Source organism: Magnetospirillum fulvum, from assembly GCF_900108475.1.
GTDB lineage: Bacteria > Pseudomonadota > Alphaproteobacteria > Rhodospirillales > Magnetospirillaceae > Phaeospirillum > Phaeospirillum fulvum_A.
Genome location: NZ_FNWO01000004.1, coordinates 117,435 through 137,089, shown reverse-complemented (window position 1 = coordinate 137,089; position 19,655 = coordinate 117,435). Strand labels below are relative to the sequence as shown.

20 protein-coding genes are annotated in these 19,655 nt (G+C 66.6%); 10 read left to right on the top strand and 10 right to left on the bottom strand.

From position 1 onward, the window contains the following. Positions 1-78: 78 nt before the first annotated feature. From BLW40_RS06250 to bioB, 4 genes are all read right to left on the bottom strand, one after another. On the bottom strand, positions 79-1,128 hold the full coding sequence (locus tag BLW40_RS06250; RefSeq protein ID WP_074766621.1) for an enoyl-CoA hydratase/isomerase family protein: 1,050 nt from the start codon (positions 1,126-1,128) through the stop codon (positions 79-81). 71 nt (positions 1,129-1,199) lie between these two features. Beyond that, positions 1,200-1,859, bottom strand: a complete 660-nt coding sequence (locus tag BLW40_RS06245; protein WP_074766619.1) for a GntR family transcriptional regulator — start codon at positions 1,857-1,859, stop codon at positions 1,200-1,202. Between the two features lie 230 nt (positions 1,860-2,089). After that, complete coding sequence (gene ykgO, locus BLW40_RS06240) at positions 2,090-2,215, bottom strand: type B 50S ribosomal protein L36 (protein WP_021130908.1); 126 nt, start codon at positions 2,213-2,215, stop codon at positions 2,090-2,092. 124 nt (positions 2,216-2,339) lie between these two features. Next, on the bottom strand, positions 2,340-3,332 hold the full coding sequence (gene bioB, locus BLW40_RS06235) for a biotin synthase BioB (protein WP_083386675.1): 993 nt from the start codon (positions 3,330-3,332) through the stop codon (positions 2,340-2,342). Between the two features lie 96 nt (positions 3,333-3,428). On the opposite strand from bioB, the gene BLW40_RS06230 reads away from it, so the two are divergent. From BLW40_RS06230 to BLW40_RS17610, 10 genes are all read left to right on the top strand, one after another. Further along, positions 3,429-4,607, top strand: coding sequence for an aminotransferase class I/II-fold pyridoxal phosphate-dependent enzyme (locus tag BLW40_RS06230; RefSeq protein WP_074766614.1), 1,179 nt, complete (start codon positions 3,429-3,431; stop codon positions 4,605-4,607). Next, on the top strand, positions 4,604-5,236 hold the full coding sequence (locus BLW40_RS06225) for an alpha/beta fold hydrolase (protein WP_021130905.1): 633 nt from the start codon (positions 4,604-4,606) through the stop codon (positions 5,234-5,236). Before BLW40_RS06230 ends, BLW40_RS06225 begins: the two co-directional genes overlap by 4 nt. Then, positions 5,233-6,015 carry a methyltransferase domain-containing protein gene (locus BLW40_RS06220; protein WP_074766613.1) on the top strand — a complete coding sequence of 261 codons (783 nt, stop codon included), beginning with the start codon at positions 5,233-5,235 and terminating at the stop codon, positions 6,013-6,015. Before BLW40_RS06225 ends, BLW40_RS06220 begins: the two co-directional genes overlap by 4 nt. Further along, complete coding sequence (bioD, locus tag BLW40_RS06215) at positions 6,012-6,626, top strand: dethiobiotin synthase (RefSeq protein ID WP_074766611.1); 615 nt, start codon at positions 6,012-6,014, stop codon at positions 6,624-6,626. Before BLW40_RS06220 ends, bioD begins: the two co-directional genes overlap by 4 nt. A gap of 24 nt (positions 6,627-6,650) precedes the next feature. After that, a complete protein-coding gene (locus BLW40_RS06210; RefSeq protein ID WP_074766610.1) occupies positions 6,651-7,970 on the top strand; it encodes an adenosylmethionine--8-amino-7-oxononanoate transaminase in 1,320 nt (439 codons plus the stop codon). Positions 7,971-8,110: 140 nt separating this feature from the next. Then, positions 8,111-9,118: an efflux RND transporter periplasmic adaptor subunit gene (locus BLW40_RS06205; RefSeq protein ID WP_074766609.1), complete on the top strand. Its 1,008-nt coding sequence runs from the start codon at positions 8,111-8,113 to the stop codon at positions 9,116-9,118. A gap of 1 nt (position 9,119) precedes the next feature. Then, complete coding sequence (locus BLW40_RS06200) at positions 9,120-10,370, top strand: ABC transporter permease (protein WP_074766608.1); 1,251 nt, start codon at positions 9,120-9,122, stop codon at positions 10,368-10,370. Then, positions 10,370-11,059 carry an ABC transporter ATP-binding protein gene (locus BLW40_RS06195; protein ID WP_074766607.1) on the top strand — a complete coding sequence of 230 codons (690 nt, stop codon included), beginning with the start codon at positions 10,370-10,372 and terminating at the stop codon, positions 11,057-11,059. The genes BLW40_RS06200 and BLW40_RS06195 overlap by 1 nt, the downstream gene beginning before the upstream one ends. A 143-nt stretch (positions 11,060-11,202) precedes the next feature. Beyond that, positions 11,203-12,003 (top strand): TOBE domain-containing protein, encoded by an 801-nt coding sequence (locus tag BLW40_RS06190; protein ID WP_083386674.1) that lies wholly within the window; start codon positions 11,203-11,205, stop codon positions 12,001-12,003. A gap of 176 nt (positions 12,004-12,179) precedes the next feature. After that, positions 12,180-12,863 carry a hypothetical protein gene (locus BLW40_RS17610; protein ID WP_074766605.1) on the top strand — a complete coding sequence of 228 codons (684 nt, stop codon included), beginning with the start codon at positions 12,180-12,182 and terminating at the stop codon, positions 12,861-12,863. Between the two features lie 60 nt (positions 12,864-12,923). Here BLW40_RS17610 and BLW40_RS06180 read toward each other — a convergent pair whose 3' ends face one another. From BLW40_RS06180 to thiE, 6 genes are all read right to left on the bottom strand, one after another. Beyond that, positions 12,924-13,196 carry a DUF4236 domain-containing protein gene (locus BLW40_RS06180; protein WP_021130896.1) on the bottom strand — a complete coding sequence of 91 codons (273 nt, stop codon included), beginning with the start codon at positions 13,194-13,196 and terminating at the stop codon, positions 12,924-12,926. A gap of 84 nt (positions 13,197-13,280) precedes the next feature. After that, complete coding sequence (locus BLW40_RS06175) at positions 13,281-15,311, bottom strand: putative bifunctional diguanylate cyclase/phosphodiesterase (protein WP_074766604.1); 2,031 nt, start codon at positions 15,309-15,311, stop codon at positions 13,281-13,283. 12 nt (positions 15,312-15,323) lie between these two features. Continuing rightward, positions 15,324-16,370, bottom strand: a complete 1,047-nt coding sequence (gene phnD, locus BLW40_RS06170; RefSeq protein WP_083386655.1) for a phosphate/phosphite/phosphonate ABC transporter substrate-binding protein — start codon at positions 16,368-16,370, stop codon at positions 15,324-15,326. Next, positions 16,367-18,109, bottom strand: coding sequence for a bifunctional diguanylate cyclase/phosphodiesterase (locus BLW40_RS06165; protein WP_074766602.1), 1,743 nt, complete (start codon positions 18,107-18,109; stop codon positions 16,367-16,369). Before BLW40_RS06165 ends, phnD begins: the two co-directional genes overlap by 4 nt. Before the next feature lie 205 nt (positions 18,110-18,314). Next, positions 18,315-18,896: an LOG family protein gene (locus BLW40_RS06160; protein ID WP_074766600.1), complete on the bottom strand. Its 582-nt coding sequence runs from the start codon at positions 18,894-18,896 to the stop codon at positions 18,315-18,317. 2 nt (positions 18,897-18,898) lie between these two features. Then, positions 18,899-19,651: a thiamine phosphate synthase gene (thiE, locus tag BLW40_RS06155; RefSeq protein WP_244511072.1), complete on the bottom strand. Its 753-nt coding sequence runs from the start codon at positions 19,649-19,651 to the stop codon at positions 18,899-18,901. Between the last annotated feature and the right edge of the window lie 4 nt (positions 19,652-19,655).

The window sequence follows — 19,655 nt, the reverse complement described above, 5'->3', positions numbered from 1 at the left end:
GGGGCCCTGCGGGAAACCACTCTCTCGACATGGGACCGTCGCGTTTGCACAGGACGGCCCCACCCGAAGACAAAAGCCCTAAAATGTCAGATCGCCCGCCGCCGGAACCGTCTCGAACGGGGCGAGAACTTGGGAGGGCGTGACGTCGGCCAGCGTCGCCGGATTCCAGGCCGGGCGATTATCGCGGTCGATCAGCAAGGCGCGGACGCCTTCGGCGAAATCGGGCGCGCGCGCCACCACCTGGGACAAGCGGTATTCCATCCGCAGGCACTCATCGAACGACAACGACGCGGCGCGGCGGATCATCTCGAAGGTGATCGCCACCAGCAGCGGCGAGTGCCGCCGCAGAACCGCCAGGGTCTCGGCGGCGAACGGGTCGGTCTCGGCGTCCAGCGCCGCCAGCACGTCGTCGAGACGGTCATGAGCAAAGCAGCGGTCGATCAGGGCGCGCTCGCCATCCAGCGCGGTCGGGCCGGGATCGCTGGAAAAGCGGGCCAGGATCGCGGCGACGTCCGCGTCACTCTCGGCCCCGGCCAGCGCGGCGCGCAACGATTCGATCTTGCCGCTGTCAACGTAATGGGTGGCGATCCCGACATGCAGGGTATCGGCCGGACCCAGCCTGGCCCCGGTCATGCCGAGATAGCGCCCGATCGCGCCGGGCAGGCGGGACAGCATGAAGCTGGCCCCGACATCGGGATAAAAGCCGATCCCGGTTTCCGGCATCGCGAACAGGGTGCGTTCGGTGGCGACACGGTAGCGGCCATGGACCGAGACCCCGACCCCGCCGCCCATCGTGATCCCGTCGATCAGGGCGACATAGGGCTTGGGCAGGGTCTTGATGCGGCGGTTGAAACGGTATTCGTCGCGGTAAAAGGCGGTGAGATAATCGGACTCGCCCCCGATAGCGGCGCTATACAACCGCTTGATGTCGCCCCCGGCGCAGAACGCCCGCTCGCCCGCGCCCTCGATCACCACCAGGGCGACGTCCGGATCGGCGGCCCAAAGGTCCAGGTGCGGATGCATCGCGTGGACCTGTTCCAGGGTCAGGGCGTTCAACGCCTTGGGCCGGTCGAGAACAATGCGGCCAATCCGGCCCAGACGTTCGAAGCGAAGCGTGGTTTCAGTCACGGAACGGGTCTCCCTGTCGTCGCTCTGGATGGGGCTGTATCCGATATTGGGGTATCTGGACACACAGTTTTTTAAGTCATGATCGAGACGAACTCGGCAAAGATATCGGCCTGGATGGTGACGTGACGGCGCATCGCCGCCTGGGCGGCATCGGGATCGGACGAGGTGATCGCGGCCAGGATCGCCTTGTGCTCGGTCATGCTGGCCGCGACCCGGCCGGGATGGTTCAGTTGATAGCGGCGATAAGGCGCCAGCCGCGCGAACAGAGAATGGGTCATCTCGCGCAGGATTTCGTTGTGGCTGCCATCGTGGATCGCGTCATGAAAGACGCGGTTGACCGCGTAATAGCTGTCGAGATCACCCGCCGCGGCCAGGGCCTGGGCCTGGGCGTGCAGCGCGGCCAGATGGTCTTTTTCCTCGGCCGACATCCGCCGGGCGGCGAAGCGGGCGCACAATCCCTCGATCTCGCTCATCACCTCGAACATCTGCACCATTCGGTGCAGGTCGAGCGGCGCGACCACCGCGCCTTGATGCGGCTTTTTTTCAACCAGCCCGGAATGAACCAGTTGCAAGATCGCCTCGCGCACCGGTGTTCGCGACAGGCCGAAGCGGGCGGCCAGCCCCTCTTCGTCCAGCCGCGAGCCGGGACGCAGCCGACCTTGAAAGATATCCCCCTCGATCGCCTGACGGATTTCCTCCGCCCGCGTCGCCGGTCGTTTGGACTCGCTCATCCTGTACGCTTCCCTGTTGGTTGGCCGCGAGTTCTGCCCGCGACCGGGTGCGTCCGATCTTGTCGCCGGACTGCACACATATTCATCTATTCCGTATACATGACAGGGGGCATGTGCGTCCAGAGCGGACGATTCGGCGGAACGAACAAAGGTCATAAACGACAAAAACCGCGCTTCCATGGGAAGCGCGGCGGCTGTCGGCCGGCGCGAAGCCGGCAGGCGCGAAGACCTTAGCCCTGGCGAGCCTTGAAGCGCGGGTTGGTCTTGTTGATGATATAGACGCGGCCCTTGCGACGAACGACACGGCAGTTCTTGTCGCGCAGCTTGGCCGACTTCAGCGAGTTGCGGATCTTCATGGCTCAGATTTCCTAAACAACGAATGGTCGCCCGAAACGGCGTCACCGGGGTGCGCGACCGGAGGGTCGGGACAATACGGAAAGCGACCCGGCCTGTCAACAGGGACAGGCCGGTCTTTTTGGCCTACATCGGCGACAGGCCAAGACGGTCGAACAGGCCGCGATCCTGGCCGGGCGCGGCGTTCTTCGCGGTCAGCAATTTATACCCGCAGAACACCGAATTGGCACCGGCGAAGAAGCACAGCGCCTGCATCTCGGGGCTCATCCCCTCGCGGCCCGCCGAGAGGCGGACATAGGATTTCGGCATCATCAGGCGGGCGACCGCGATCACCCGGATGAAATCGAACGGATCGGGCCGTTCGACCGCCTTGTCGGCCAGCGGGGTGCCGGGGATCGGAATCAACAAATTGATCGGCACGCTGTCGGGCTGGTGCGGCAGGTTGGCCAGCGTCACCAGCATGCTGGCGCGGTCGGTCTGGCTTTCGCCCAATCCGACGATACCGCCGGAACAGACATGCAGCCCGGCATCGTGAACATGTTCCAGCGTCTCCAGCCGGTCCTCGAAGGTCCGGGTGGTGACGATCTCTTTATAATGCTCGGGGCTGGTGTCGATATTGTGGTTGTAATAATCGAGACCGGACTCCTTCAACTGGCGGGCCTGCTCGCGCGACAGCACGCCAAAGCTGGCGCAGGTTTCGAGCCCCAGCGCCTTGACCCCTTCGATCATCGTCAGCGCGACCTTGAAATCGTCGCCGTGCGGGCCGCGCCACGCCGCGCCCATACAGAAGCGCGAGGCTCCATCGGCCTTGGCCTTCGCCGCCGCCGCGATCACCTCTTCGACCGCCAGCAGCTTTTCGCGCTCAAGGTCGGTGTTGTGGTGGGCGCTTTGGGCGCAATAGGTGCAATCCTCGGGACAGGCCCCGGTCTTGATCGACAGCAGGCTGCTGATCTGAATCCGGTTCGGGTCGAAATGAGCGCGGTGGACGGTCTGCGCCTGGAACAGCAGATCGTTGAAGGGAAGCGCGAACAGGGCCTCGACCTCTTCGACCGTCCAGTCGTGGCGGACCGTATCGCCGCCCGTCGCCGCCGGTGCCGTTTGCATTGCTTGGAGGGTCACGACGATCACCTTATTCCATGTCTCACGGGGGGCGAACTGTAGAGCGGCGCATGAGGGCTTTGCAACAGGCGAGAAAACCCTCTATGACCACCGGCGATGCAGGAATTGGACGACATTCTCGCGGGCGCATTGGCCGGGCTTCAGTCCGCCGGGCGCAAACGCACCCTCAACCCGGTCGAACGGCTGGAGAACGGCCGAATCCGGCGGCGCGGCCGCGAGCTGATCGATTTCTCCTCGAACGATTATCTGGGCCTGTCGCGCCACCCGGTCTTGATCGAACGATCCCGGCAGTGGGCCGCCGAATACGGCACCGGGTCGGGAGCCTCGCGGCTGGTCACCGGCCATCTCGCCGCCTACGAGGCGGTCGAGGCCAAGATCGCGCGGGCCAAGGGCTCCGAAGCGGCGATGGTGCTGGTCAGCGGCTGGCAGACCAACGCCTCGGTGCTGCCGGCCCTGCTCGACCGCAGCCTGTGGGGGGCCGAGCCGGTGGTGTTCGCCGACCGACTGATCCATGCCAGCCTGCATGCCGGGCTGACCCTAGCGGGCGGACGAGCCCAGCGTTATCGCCATGACGATCTCGGCCATCTCGAAGAATTGCTGGAGAAGTCGGCCGACCGGCCGGGGCCAAAGGTAATCGTCTCGGAAACCGTGTTCAGCATGGATGGCGACGTGATCGACGCCGCCGCGCTGGCCGCCCTGGCGCGCAAGTGGAACGCCTTGCTTTATCTCGACGAGGCCCACGCCACCGGCGTGATGGGCGAGACCGGTTTTGGCCTCACCCCCGGCCTTGGGATTGATTTGGCGATGGGCACCTTCTCGAAGGGGATGGGATCGTTCGGAGCCTATGTCGGCTGTTCGGCGGTGCTGCGCGACTATCTGGTCAACCGCGCCTCGGGGCTGATCTATGCCACCGCGCTGCCGCCGCCGGTGCTGGGCGCGATCGACGCCGCCCTTGATTTGGTGCCGACGATGGGCGAGGCACGGGCGCGGCTGGCCCGCAACGCCGCCCGCCTGCGCGCCGGGTTCGCCGAGGCCGGGCTTGACACCGGACCCTCGGCCAGCCAGATCGTTCCGGTGATTCTCGGCGACGAGCACCGCACCTTGCGGGTCGCCGCCCGGCTGGAAGAAAACGGCGTGCTGGGCATCGCGATCCGGCCGCCAACGGTACCGCCGGGGACCAGCCGGATCCGTTTCGCCTTGTCGGCGGTTCATTCCGACGCCGATATCGACCGCTTGATCGCGCTGGTGCCCCAGGCCGTGGAGGAGACGATTTGATTCCCCTGCTGTTCGTTCATGGCTGGGCCTTCGATGCCGGGTTCTGGGAACCTCTGCGCGACCGTCTGACCGATTTCCCGGTGCGCAGCGTCGATCTCGGCTTCAGCGGCCGTCCCGATCGTCCCTCGCTGCGCCGCCCGCTGGTGGTGGCCCATTCGATGGGGCTGGCCTGGGCCTTGGCCAACGTGCCGCGCCCGTGGGCCGGAGTGCTGGCGGTCAATGCCTTTCCCTGCTTCACCCGCTCCGCCGCCTTTGTCGACGGCGTGTCGCCCCGGATGGTCGGGCGGATGCAGACCCGCTTTGGCGAGGAACCCCACGCCGTCACCGCCGAATTCCTCAATCGCTGCGGCATCGCCGACGCCGATCTGTCGGGATTGCAGCCGGGGCCGCTGGGCGAGGCGCTGGACTGGCTGGCCACCTGCGACGAGCGCCCGGCGCTGGCCGCGCTCGATTGCCCGGTGATGGCGCTGGCCGGAACCGCCGATGTGATCGTGCCGGAATCGATGAGCCGCGCCGTCTTTGCCGCCCACGAGCTGATCCTGGCCGAACGCGGCGGGCATCTGTTGCCGCTGACCCATCCCGATTGGGTCGCCACCCATCTCAGGCAGTTTGCGGCCCGCTTGCAATGACCTCCCGCAAACAGCGGATTTTACAGGCTTTTTCCGCCGCTGCCTCTGGCTACGACACCGCCGCCGGATTCCAGGAGCGAATTGCCGAACGGCTGGCGGCCCGGCTGGCCGCCCTGCCCCCGCTGCCCAAAGGCGCCAGCGTGCTGGAAGTCGGCTGCGGCACCGGCCTGCTGACTCGCCATCTGCGGGCGGTTCTGGGGGACGAGGCCGAGATTCTTGCCACCGATCTCAGCCCGGCGATGGTCGCCCGCGCCCAGGCCGCGTTGGGGGCCGATCCCCGCCTCGACTTCGCCGCGATGGACGCCGAAGCGCCGACCCTGGCCGAGGGTTCGGTCGGGTTGATCGTCTCGTCGCTGGCGGCACAATGGTTTTCCGATCTGCCCCACGCCCTGGCCGGTCTGGCCCGGCTTCTGGCTCCGGGCGGGCGCTTGGTGCTGACCCTGCCCGGCGCGGGCAGCTTTGTCGAATGGCAAGACGCCCACCGCGCCCTGGGGTTGGAGCCGGGAACCCCCGCCTTCCCCGATGCCGAGACGTTGCGGGCGATCCTGCCGTCGGGCGGGGTGGGGAGGATCGACAGCGAGACAGTGATCGAGACCCACCCCGACGGGCTGAGCTTTGCCCGCACCCTGGCGACGTTGGGGGCGGCGGTGCCGCGTCCCGGCCACCGGCCGCTGTCGCCCGGACAATTGCGCCGGGTGATCGCCCGGCTGGGTGCCCCCTGCCCGATCAGTTGGACGATTCATACTGTGAGCTTTACCAGAAACGGGATTCCATCATGACACGCGGCGTGTTCGTCACCGGCACCGATACCGGCATCGGCAAGACCCTGGTCTCGGCCTGGCTGGCGCGGGGCTGGCAGGCCGCCTATTGGAAGCCGATCCAGTCCGGGATGACCGAGGGCACCGACCCCGCCTGGGTGGCGCGGATGGCGCCTTCGGTCGAGATCATCCCCTCGGCGATCGAGTTGCAGGCTCCGCTATCGCCGCACGAGGCGGCACGGCGGGAACGGCGCCGGATCGATCTGTCGGCGCTGGTTCTGCCCGAAACCGACAAGCCGCTGGTGATTGAAGGGGCTGGCGGCGCGATGGTGCCGATCAACGAAACCGCGCTGATGGCCGATCTGATCGCCCGGCTCGGCCTGCCGGTGCTGGTGGTGGCCCGCTCTGGCCTGGGCACGATCAACCACACCTTGCTGACGCTCGAAGTGTTGCGGCGGCGGCGGATTCCGCTGCTCGGCGTCGTGATGAACGGCCAGCGCAACCCGGCCAACCGTCAGGCGATCGAGCATTTCGGCGGCGTCCCGGTGCTGGCCGAGATTCAGCCGCTGCCCGCCGTGACCCGGGCGATGCTGGAAAGCCTGCCGCCGCCCGCCTTTGCCTGTCCATCCTGATCCCGTCCCCCCGAGGTGCAGCCGATGAGTCCCGAACAGCTTCTGGCGCTTGACGCCCGTCACGTCTGGCATCCCTTCACCCAGGCCGCCGCCGCCCGCCCGCCGATCCTGGCCGCGTCGGCCAAGGGTGCTTCGATCACCGCCGCCGACGGACGGACCTATCTCGATCTGGTGTCGTCGTGGTGGGTCAATCTGCACGGCCACGGCCATCCCGCCATCGCCGCCGCGATCGCGCAGCAGGCGGCGACGATGGAACAGGTGATCTTCGCCGATTTCACCCACGCCCCGGCGGCGGAGCTGGCGGCCCGCGTCGCGGCCTTGCTGCCCGGCGATCTCGACCGGGTGTTCTATTCCGATGACGGCTCGACCGCCGTCGAGGTGGCGATGAAGCTGTCGCTGCAATTCTGGAGCAATCGCGGCATTGCCGGTCGCGACCTGTTCGTCGGCTTCGAGGGCGGCTATCACGGCGACACCGTCGGCGCGATGTCGGCCGGGCATTCGTCGGGCTTCTTCTCCGCCTGGAAGGGAATGCTGTTCCCGGTCGAGACGGTGCCGTTTCCCGCCACCTGGGACGGCGATGACGCCGTCGCGGCCAAGGAAGCCGCATCGCTGGACGCGCTCGACCGGCTGTTCGCGGCCAAGCCCGGCCGGGTCGCGGCGGTGCTGATCGAACCGTTGATCCAGGGCGCGGGCGGGATGCGGATGTGCCGCCCCGCCTTCCTGGCCGCGCTGGCCGAACGGGTCCGGGCCGAGGGCGCGTTGCTGATCTTCGACGAAGTAATGACCGGCTTTGGCCGCACCGGACCGATCTTCGCCTGTCAGAAAGCCGGGATCGTCCCCGATCTGGTCTGCCTGTCGAAGGGGCTGACCGGCGGGTTCCTGGCGATGGCGCTGACGGTGGCGCGCGAAGAAATCTATCGCGAGTTTCTCGGCCCCGATCTCGACCGCGCCTTCCTGCACGGCCATTCCTACACCGCCAACCCGCTGGGCTGCGCCGCCGGTCTGGCCTCGCTCGACCTGCTGTTAAGCGACGCGTGCAGCGCGCGGCGGGCCGCGATCGAGGCAATACACCGCGCCCGGCTTGACGATCTCGCCACCCGCGCCGATATCTCCCGGACCCGGCTGTGCGGCACCATCGCCGCGTTCGATGTCGGGGGCAGCGGCGGCAGCGGCTATGGCGCGGCAATCGGCCCGCGCCTAAAGGCCGCCGCATTCGATCGTGGGCTTCTGTTGCGGCCGCTGGGCAATGTGCTTTACCTTCTGCCCCCTTACTGCCTCAGCGACGAAGAGTTGCACCGGGCCTGGGACGGGATCGGCCAGATCCTCGCCGAACTGGCCGGATAGGGTCGCGTTTCTATGAGACCGGCGATCCCTTTCGCCGGTCTCAAGCCGCCATTGCGGCGGCGGCCAAGCCCGCGGAGGCGGGCGCCCGGCGAGGGGCAATAGCGGGGCCAATTTGGCCCAGCGATACAATTGGAGTCCTGATGTCGCGCCGCATCCTGTCACGCCTGCCCGCGCTTCTGCTGCTGCTTGCCCTGGCGGGCGGCGGGGCCTGGGCATGGCAGCAGGGCGGCGGCACCGAGGTCGAAACCGTCCGCTTGCGCCAGGGACCGGCGGTCGAGGCGATCTATGCCACCGGCACGGTCGAGCCGGAAAAGTGGGCGCGGATCGCCCCGGTGATGCCGGGACGGATCGCCGAAATCCTGGTGCGCGAGGGCGACCGGGTGCGCGAGGGCCAGCCGCTGGCCCGGCTCGACGACCGCGAGGCGCGGGCCAAGATCGCCGAACTGGAGGCCAAGGCCGCCTATTGGCGCGAAGAGATGGAGCGCGCCGCCAGTCTGGCCAACAGCGGCATCCGCCCGCGTGAATCCGCCCAGAAATCGCGCAGCGAGTACGAACAGGTGGTGGCAACGATCAACGCCGCCCGCCAGCGCCGCTCCGACCTGATGGTCACCGCGCCGATCGACGGCATCGTGCTGCGCCGCGACGGCGAAATCGGCGAACTGGCCGAAATCAAGGATGCGCTGTTCTGGGTCGGCGCGCCCAAACCGCTCCGGATCACCGCCGAGGTCGATGAGGAAGACATCGCCCGCGTCCATGTCGGGCAGAAGGTGCTGATCAAGGCCGACGCCTTCATCGACCGGGTGCTGGAAGCGCGGGTCGATCGCATCACGCCGAAGGGCGATCCGATCAACAAGACCTTTCGCGTCCGGGTGATCCTGCCCGATGACAGCCCGTTGCTGATCGGGATGACCACCGAGATCAACATCATCGTCGCCGAAAGGACCGGCGCCCAATTGCTGCCCGCCACCGCCCTGCTCGACGGCAAGGTGATGACGATCGAGAATGGCGAGGCCCGGCTGCGCCCGGTCACGCTGGGCATTCGCGGCCGCACCGTCGTCGAGATCGCAAGCGGGCTTGGCCCCGACGATGTCGTCGTCGCCGCGCCGCCGCCCGGACTGAAAGCGGGCGACCGGGTCCGGGCCAAATAGGATGGCACTGCCGCTCGCGCTCGACATCGCGCTTCGGCACCTGCTCCACCGCCGCCGCCAGACCCTGGTGTCGCTGCTGGGGGTGACGCTGGGCGTCGCGTTCTTTATCGCGATCTCGGCGATGCTCCAGGGCTTCCAGCGCGATTTCATCTCGCGGATCATCGACATCCAGCCCCATATCATCGTGATGGACGATGTGCGCCAGCCGCCGCGCCAGCCGGTCGAACGGGCCTATCCCGACGGCGCGGTGCTGCTGCACAGCCTGAAGCCGCGCGAGGAGACAAGAGGCCTGCGCGGAGCCCGCAACATGCTGGCGACGCTGGAGGAGACCCCCGGCCTGCATGTGGCCCCGGCTTTATCGGGCAACGGGCTGATCCATTTCGGCGGCAAGGACATTTCGGTCAACATCATCGGGATCACCCCCGACCAGGAACGCAAGGTCACTCATATCGAGAAGGACTTGCTGTCGGGGACGCTCGATTCGCTCTACACCACCTCGAACGCGATCATCCTGGGCGAAGGGGTGGCGAAGAAGGCGGGCATCCGCAAGGACGATCTGATCAATGTCGTCTCGCCCGCCGGGGTGATGATGAAGATGAAGGTGGTCGCGCTGTTTTCGAGCGGCATCACCGTGCTCGACAATTTCGACACCTATGTCCTGCTGAAAAAGGCGCAGGTGCTGCAAAACCGCCCCAACGTCATCAACCGGCTGAAAATCCGCTTGGACGACGTCGAACAGGCCGGGCCGCTGGCTGGCCGGATCGAGCGGCAGTTCGGCTATCGCGCCGAACCGTGGCAGGAGCAGTCGCGCAACGTGCTCAGCATCTACGTGATTCAGAACGCGATCATGTATCCGACCGTCAGCGCGATCCTGATCGTCGCCTGCTTTGGCATCTTCAACGTGATCTCGACCGTCGTGTTCGAAAAGACCCGCGACATCGGCATCATGAAGTCGATGGGCTTTCGCGACAGCGACGTCCGGCTGGTGTTCGTGATGGAGGGGCTGATCGTCGGCGTGGTCGGCACCCTGATCGGCTGGCTGATCGGCTGGATGCTGATCGAGTTCATGGCCTCGCTGAAATTCGAGATGGAGGGCTTCGTCAAGGCCCAGGGCTTCGTGCTGTTCCGCTCGCCCCGCCATTATCTGATCAGCGGCGGGATGGCGGTGCTGTCGGCGGCACTGGCGGCATGGCTGCCCGCCCGCCGCGCCAGCCGCCTGAACCCGGTCGATATCGTCCGGGGGGCTGGATGATGAGCGACCCCTCCCCCGCTCTGGCGCTGGAGGCGCGCGCCCTGACCCGTGAGTTGCCCGGACCGGTGCCGGTGACCCTGGTCCGCGACATCGACCTCACGATTGCGCCGGGCGAATTCGTTGCCGTCACCGGCCCGTCGGGATCGGGCAAATCCTCGCTGCTCTATCTGCTGGGGCTGCTCGACCGCCCCACCGCCGGGACGGTGTTGCTGGCGGGGGAGGACACCGCCGGGTCCAGCCCCGACCGGCTGGCCGACCTGCGGCTGGCCCGGATCGGCTTTGTGTTCCAGTTCCACTTCCTGTTGCCGGAATTTTCCTGCCTCGCCAATGTCGAGATTCCAATCCGCAAGCTGGGTCGGCTTGGCCGCGCCGCCGCCCGCCGCCGCGCCTCTGAACTGCTGGAGCAGTTGGAGCTGGGCGACCATCGCGACAAGCTGCCCGAGCAGCTCTCGGGCGGTCAGCGCCAGCGGGTCGCCATCGCCCGTGCGCTGGCCAACGATCCCCCGCTGATCCTCGCCGACGAGCCGACCGGCAACCTGGATTCGCGCACCGCCGCCCTGGTGTTCGACATCTTTCGCGATCTCGCCCACACCCAGGGCCGCAGCGTGGTGGTGGTAACCCACGACAGCGCGCTGGCCCACACCGCCGACCGCCGGATTCATCTGGTCGATGGCCGGATCGAGCGGTAAGTTTCATATCGCTTTCGGAACGATCCGGACTCGCATCGTTTGCGAACTGCATTCGCAGGCCAAGACGGGCCGCCGCGATTGACGGATGCATTCGCCGCCCCGCCGTCATATAGTCGGAGCCCATGACGAACGGAGGGGGTCCGGTGAGCGAAGGCAAAGTCGAAGCCCTGCTGTCCCTGGGGGGCGGACGCCGCTCGCTGGTTGGGCGCGACCGCATCGCCCTGCTGCAAGCGGTCGGCACCCATGGCAGCATCACCAAGGCGGCGCAGGCGGTCGGGCTCAGCTACAAGGCGGCCTGGGATGCGCTGGACGCCGTCAACAATCTGATGCCGCGTCCGGCGGTGGTCGGGCGCACCGGCGGCCGCAAGGGCGGGGGCGCCACCCTGACCGAGGATGGCGAGGCGCTGATCGTCGCCTTCCGCCTGCTCGAAGACAAATTGTCGCTGGCGGCCGAGATGCTGGCGACCGGCGCGGTCGGCGGACTGACCGATCCCTTCACCCTGCTGTGGAGTCTTGGCATGAAGACCAGTGCCCGCAATGCCTATCGCTGCCGGGTCGAGGAGATCCGTCCCGGAACGGTCAGCACCGAGATCGTATTGGCCCTGACCGATTCGACTCCGCTGACCGCCGTGGTGACGCGCGAAAGCGTCGAGGATCTCGGGCTGGCGGTCGGTCGCGAGGTGATGGCGCTGATCAAGGCATCGTTCGTAATCCTGGCCGCAGGCGAAACCTGCCCATCGGTGTCGGCCCGCAACCGGATCAAGGGCACCGTCGTCAGCCGCGAGGACGGGCCGGTCAGCACCGAAATCACCCTGGAGGTCGGCGGCGGACGCTCGCTGACGGCGGTGATCACCCGCGACGGCGCCGAGGAACTGGCCCTGGCTCCGGGCCAGCCCGCCTGGGCGCTGATCAAGGCCAGCCACGTCATCTTGCTGGTCGATTGAGGGCTCGTCCGAACCGGATCGACGCGGGTGCGCTACGCGCGAATTTGGACACTTTGACACCACCAATGTGATATGTTTGCATCACGACCCTCGGGAACGGACTTGAATGGTCCGGGCCTGAGTGCGTCAAGACCGAGGACACCCCATCCCTTCAGAATTGAAGACGGGAGATTCCGATGCAAATTGCCTCATCCCCCTTTTCCTCCACCGCCCTGTCCGGTCGCAGCGCCTCCGCCGCTCAGCAGAGCCTGTCCGGAACGATCTATGGCTCGATCGACCAGATGACCCAGGCGATCGTCCAGGCCGGGCAGCGTTACACCGAATCCTATGCCGCCCGCTTCGCCGCCGACGAATCCAAGACACTGACGACCGATCAGATGGTCGCGATGTTGAAGGAAGAGTTTCCCGCTTACACCCTGGTTTCCAGCGAACCGTCCGATGTGGTCAAGGGCAAGTCGCTGCTCTACATCGACGACAACAACCTGGCGAAGATGGCTTCGGACCCGACCTATCGCGCCAAGGTGATGGGGCTGATGCGTCGCGAACTGGAAAGCCCGACCGTCCAGATCCGCTCGCCCGACGGCACCGGGACAACCCAGATTCAGATGACCGGAATGGTGTTCTCGCTCAGCGACAAGAACCCGTCCGTCGATGGCATCCCCTATGCCGGAAGTGCCACCAGCGTCGGCTTCACCACCACCACCAGCGGGTCGGGAAGCGCCCGGACCTCGTCCCGCGATTCGGTCCGCGACTGGCTGGAACAGGCGTTGGAGCGCGCCCGTGAGGCCCGCCGCACCGAAGCAGCGCGACAGGCGGCGGCGGCGGAAACCGCGTCGTCGCGGCTGGACCTGCTGGCCTGAATCCCAGGCGAAATGATACCGACCCGGAACGATCCGGAACCGGATCATTCCGGGTCGGCTCTATTTGAAGAACAGCGTCGCCGCGGCCAGTCCGAGGGCAAGAACGAAGATCGCGATCGAGATCGCCGACGGCCGCGCCGCCCCCCGCCGCAGCGAAATCCGGTCGGAATAGGACAATCCGCTGCCGGGTACGCCCAGCGTGCTGCGGACACCGTCGCGGCCGATATTCAGGGTCGCGCCCTTGCCACCAACCGACAGGCTGCCGCCGCTCTTGCTGAGATTGATCCACAGGCCGGGAGCGATCTTCAGAATTTTACGGAACCTCAAACCCATCTTGGCACTCCCTTGCGGTCACGATGATGATCGCAAGATAGCGGCCCGGCCCGCCCGCGTCATCCGTCGCCGACGGGCGGTTGCTTATGTCAGCGCGGCAAGGGGACGGGCCAGGATCGGACGGGCGGCGAAAACGGGCGGCTCGCTGGGACGCAGCAGCGGCTCGAACTCGGCAACCGGCAGCGGACGCGAGAAATAATAGCCCTGGGCCACGGCGCAATCGGCATCGCGCAGGAAGCGAAGCTGGGCCTCGGTCTCGACCCCCTCGGCGACCAGACCCAGCCCCAACGCATTGGCCATCGCGATGATCGCCCGGACGATCTCGGCCCCGTCCTTGCCCTGGTCGATGTCGGCGACGAAGGCGCGGTCGATCTTCAAGGTCCGGATCGGCAGACGGCGCAGATAGGACAGGTTGGAATAGCCGCTGCCGAAATCGTCGATGGCGATGCCAAAACCATGGTCGCGCAGTCGCCACAACAGCGCGATGGCCAGATCGGGGTCGCGCATCACCGTCGATTCGGTCACCTCGATCTCGATCAGAGACGGCGGGATGCCCGCTTCCTCGACCAGGGCAATGATCCGGTCGATATCGCGCTCGCGCTGGAAATGGCGCGGCGACAGATTGACCGCGACCGGAATGTCGCCGAATCCCTGCTGCCGCCATGACAACACCTGGGCGCAGGCGCGGCGCATCACCCATTCGCCGACGGCGACGATCAGGTCGCTTTCCTCGGCCTGGGGAATGAAGTCGCCGGGGGGAATGATCCCCTCGCCCGGACGCCGCCAGCGGACCAGCGCCTCGGCTCCGACAATCGCGCCGCTGCGGGTATCGACCTTGGGCTGGTAATAGAGTTCAAGCTGGTCCTGGGCGATGGCGTGGCGCAGCGCCACCGCGATGTCGAGCCGCCGCAGCGCCCGGTTGTTCATCGCCTGATCGAAGAAGTGGAAGGTGTTGCGGCCGCGCCCCTTCGCCTCGAACAGCGCCATGTCGGCGTTCTTGATGAGGGTGGTGACGTCGCGCCCGTCCTGGGGATAGAGGCTGATCCCGATCGACACCCCGATCCGGATCAAGGTGGTGTTGAGCGCGACCGGAACGCCGACCGCCTCGATCAGCTTCTCGGCGACGCTGGCGGCCTCGCCGGGCGAGGAAATCGTCTCGAGCACCAGAACGAACTCGTCGCCGCCCCAACGGGCAACGGTGTCCATCCCGCGCACCGTCGCGGCGATCCGCTCGGCGACGGTGTTGAGCAGGCGGTCGCCTTGCTTGTGCCCCAGCGTATCGTTGACGACCTTGAAATTGTCGATGTCGGCGAACAAAACCGCGATCTGGCGCTGGTGGCGCTCGGCGACGGCGATGGCGTGGCCCAGCCGGTCTTCGAGCAACTGGCGGTTAGGCAGATTGGTCAGCGGATCGTGATAGGCGAGGTGATGGATGTCGCGATTGTGCTGGTCGATCTCGGCCAGCAACTGGTTATAGGCGCCGACCACCTCGCCCAATTCGTCGCGGGCCTGCCAGACCAGCGGTTCGCGGGTCAGGGTCGAGGCGTTGCGGTAGAGCGAGTCGCGCAGACGGCTGAGCGGCTGGGCAACGATCCGCCGCACCGCGATCAGGGTCGCGCCCCCCAGCAGAAGAAAGCTGCCGACCAGCACCAGCAGGCCCCCGGCGCGCTGACTGTGGATTTCCTCCTGAACCAGCCCGTCGTGAAAGGCGACCTCCAGCCGACCGACGGTGACGTCGCCCGTCGGACTTTTCTGGACCAGATCCATCGACTTGTGCAGGGTGGTGACAAAGCCGGGATCGGCCCGGTGGCCGCGCGCGATGGCCAGTACGGTCTCGTCGGCATAGACCAGCCGGGCTTCGAGCAATTCGGGCACGTCCGCCGTCGCGGCGAACAGCCGCTCGACCGTCGTATCGTCGAACTCCCACATCGGCTTGACCAGCGCCGCCGCCAGGGTGATCGCGAAATTGTCCAGTCGCAATTGCAGCGCGGCCATCCGCCCGCGCTCGTCGATCCGCTCGAAGGCGAGAAACATCGCCACGGTGCCGACCAGCATGCCGGGCAGCACGATCAGCAGCAATTTCGTTCCGATGCCGCGGGGGAAGGAGATGGTCACCGGCGCTTCTCCTTATTCGGTCCGAAGGGGGTTGGTGTCGGTGGCGATATCGCGGTGGCGGTCCAGGTCGATCAGACGGCGCTCGATTTCGGCCAGTCGCGCCGCCCGATGCACCGAGGCGCCGGGACCTCCCTCATGCTCCAGCCGCCAGCGGCTTTCGAGCAGATCAAGTCGCCGCACCGGGACCAGATGATTGTCGTCGGTAGCGGCAAAGCCGCCCAGTTCCAGCCGGTCGAGCGCGCGCCGCTCCGCCGCCAGATCGACGGCGGATTTGGCCGGAGCGGCAGAGCCCAACTGAAGAAAGAAGCCCCGGATCGCGTTTTTGTCGGAGTCCGGCAAATCCTTGCGCCAGATCAACGGGTTGGCCGGAATCGGCGGCGAGCGCCACACTTCGCGGACCCGTCCGGCAAGGTCGGGCCGGGTCGCGGCGACATGGTCGAGAATCTCGCTCGACACCGTCGCGGCGTCCAACCGCCCGGCGGCCACCCCGGCGATGTTGTCGGGGTGATGCCCCGCCACCACCCGCCGGAACAAAGCGCGGGGATCGAGCCCGCGGGTGCGGAACAGGTAATGGAACGGCACCACGGTGCCCGAGGTCGAGTTGGGATCGCCGATTCCCAGCGTCAGCGCCGCTGCCCCAGCGATTACCGCCTCGGCGCTGTCGAACGGGGCGGTCCGGGCGACGATCAACAGGGAATGGTAATAGCCAAGCCCGCTCGGGCCGGTCTGGGCGGCGAAGACTTCGGCCCCGGCCTTATCGACCGCCTCGATCGCCGATTTGTTGCCGAAATAGCCGAGCTTGTCGCGGCCGCTGCGGATACCCCAGATCGCCCCGGCATAATCGGGATACCAATGGACCACGACCGGGCTTCCCAGCCGCTGGGACAGCCGGTCGAGCAGCGGCTGCCACGCCGCCTCGCTCTCGGCCTGGGGCCGGGACGACAGCAAGGCAAAGCCGACCGGCTCAGCCGCCGCCGCAGGCAGCCCGCACAGCGAAATCAACAGCGCGCACAGCGCCCGCCGCCATCCCGCCCAGGTTCGTCCCGTCGCCGCGATCATGCCGGCTCCATCGCGGGAACATGGGGCAGCAGCACCGACACCAGCTTGTCCGGAGCGCTTTTCGCCGCCTTTTTGTACAGCGCGATCGCCGAGGATAGTTCGTCGGTGCTGACGGTGCGGCATCCGGGCGGCAGCACCGCCAGCACCGCGCTGGCCGACAGCAGCGGGAAGCGTTTGGTGTTGCCGTCGCGGTCCTGGGCGATGATGCAGCGCCGGGCGCGGGCGTCGTGGTCGTAGAAGCTCTCGGCGTCCGAGGCAAAGCGGGCGATCAGCCCGCCGATCGCCTCATAGGCTTCGGCTTTGTCGGCCCCCTGGATCGCGACAAAGAAATCGTCGCCGCCGATATGGCCGACGAACCAGCGGCCCGGCACGGCGGTCTTGCGGCACAGTTCGGCGAACAACAAAATGGCGCGGTCGCCCTGGCGAAAGCCGTAGGTGTCGTTGAACGGCTTGAAATTATCGAAATCAATATAGGCCAGCACCGCGCCCTCGCCCGAGGCGGTGCAGTCGGCGACATATTCCTCGATCACGACATTGCCGGGCAGCTTGGTCAGCGGGTTTTCGTCGCGGGCGCGGGCCAACGTCTTTTCGTGCATCGCCCGGATCAGCGACCGGGCGGTGAGAAAGCCGTGATAGATCATGTGCTCGGTGATCAGAATGCCCTCGGCATCCTCGATCGCGGCATAGATCGCCAGCATCTGATCGAGCGGCGTTGCGATGTCGGCAATCGGGCAGCGGACGACGAAATCCTGCAATTTGCGCCCCAGCGCCTTGTTGGCGATCAGATCCTTGCCGAACGCCGAATAAGCGTAGTTCTTGAGGTCGCCTTCCCGCACGATGCCCAGCGGCCGCCCGGAACGATCGACCACCGGGACATAGGTGGTGTTGCGGTCGCGGGCAAAGCGGTCGAACATGTCGCGGATCGGGGCGTCGTTGATGATCGCGGGCACCTGATCCATCTGCTGCGTCACCCAGCGCTGGTCGATCTGACGCCGCCTGCGGTCTTGCTGGGCCAGCCCTTCGAGCCGGGAATACAGCCCCGACAGCGCCGCCGGATCGGTCTCGGGCGGGGCGATGTAAAAGCCCTGGACCAGATCGAGCCCCAATTCGCGGCAGACGGTCAGTTCGCGCCCGGTCTCGACCCCGACCGCGATCACCTCGATACCCAGGGTATGGGCCATCCCGATCAACTGGGCCAGCACCACCCGCTTGCGCGCCTCGGACTCGATACCGCGAATGAAGGCACGGTCGATCTTGATGAAATCGGGATCGCAACTGATCAGCAGGTTGAACGAATCCGCCGAACCGCCAAAGCGATCGACCGCAACCATCCCGCCCTCGCGGCGCATCTTGGCGGGGGGATAGAGAGCCGGTCCGCTGCCGCCTTCGGGCAGGCCGGAAATCTCGGTGACGATGTGGGCGAAGCCGGGCTGCAACAAGGTCCGGGTCGCCTCCATCACCTTGTCGAGCGCGGCGGCGGCGCGGGGATCGAAATTGAGGAACAGCGCCGCCCCGGTCAACACCGGATGACCGGCGGCCCGTTCGGCGACCAGGGTTCGGATCGCTATCTCGAGTTCAGGCAACCGCCCGGCCGCCGCCGCCGCCGACAACAGATCCTGGGCCGACGCGAAGCCCAGGCGCTCCCACCCGCGCACCAGCACTTCGTGGCCAAAGCATTGACCCGAGTGAATGTTGACGATCGCCTGGAACGCGACGTCGAGATCGGAAAAGGTGACCATCTGCCAAGCAATCAGCCGTCCGCCGGAAAGGCCCGCCGGACCCGGCGCGAAAAATGCCCGGTCCGTCCGGTCAGGCGGTCGGCATTATAGCGGCCCCGACAGACGATGGTACCGCAACCGCTGTTAGTAACAAATGAATCACATCGAGCGCAGTGCGTTGATTTTAATTAAAATTATTCCGATCGAGGCGGTGGGCCGCGTTGCTCTACCGCTTGCCGACCTCGTGATCCCAGATCGTTTCGGGCGCTTCGAAGCCTCCCATCGCCGCCAGCAGCCCGACCGGATCGGCCTCGACCGCGACCATCGCCCGATGGCGTTCGCGCATGAATCCCTCGGCGGCGACATGGTCGAGAAACACCTGGAGATGGCTGTAATAGCCCTCGACATCAAGGAAGCCGAGCGGCTTGGCATGGATGCCCAACTGGCTCCAGCTCCAGATCTCGAACAATTCGTCCAGGGTGCCGATCCCGCCCGGCATCGCGACAAAGCCGTCGGCCAGATCGGCCATCATCGCCTTGCGCGCATGCATCGTATCGACGACATGGAGTTCGCTCAGGCCGGTATGGGCGACCTCGTGGGTCACCATCGCATCGGGGATCACCCCGATCGCCCGACCCCCGGCATCGAGCACCGCATCGGCGACCGCACCCATCAGCCCGACATTGCCACCGCCATAGACCAGCTCAAGCTCCCGCTCGGCCAGCAGGCGACCCAGCGCGCGCGCCGCCTCGGCATAGGCCGGGCGGGCACCGAAGCTGGAGCCGCAGAACACGCAGACCCGCCGCATCCTCATTTCTCCGTCAGAATCCGGTTAAAGGCGGCGACGGCCGCCGCCGGGCCGTCGGGGTGGTTCCAGACCCCACCCGAGACCGCGAGGAAGTCGGTTCCGGCCTCGACCAGCGGGCGGCAATTCTCGACGGTGATGCCGCCGATCGCAACACAGGGAACGGTGAACAATTCGCTCCACCAATACAGCAGATCGACGTCGGCCCGCGTCGGCGCTTCCTTGGTCTCGGTCGGGAAGAACGCACCGAACGCGACGTAATCGGCCCCGGCCTCGCCCGCTTCCATCGCCAGATGGCGGGAATCGTGACAGGTGACACCGATGATGCCGTCCGGCCCCACCGCCGCGCGCGCCTGGGCATAGGGCATGTCGCCCTGACCGATATGGACGCCGTCGCAGCCGGTTTCAAAGGCGAGATCGGGACGGTCGTTGAGCAGGACAGCGACACCGCGCCGCTGTGCAGGCGGGCGCAGCACATCGACCAGCCGGGCCAGGGAATCGTCGTCGAGACCCTTGGCGCGGATCTGAAGACAGGCGACGTCACCGGCATCGAGCGTCTGTTCCAGGGTGGCAACCCATTGTTTCGGAGCTTCGATGACCGGGGGGGTGATCAGATAGAGGCGGCTTTGGCGGGGAGGAATGGCGGACCTCGTGGGGGTTCGGGAGGGGGAGAGACAAGTTGAAGCACGGATGGCGGCGTCGTGGCAACCCGCCGCCCTGAAACGAGCACAATTCGTCCCTTTTGTTGCCATACGCAAGAGC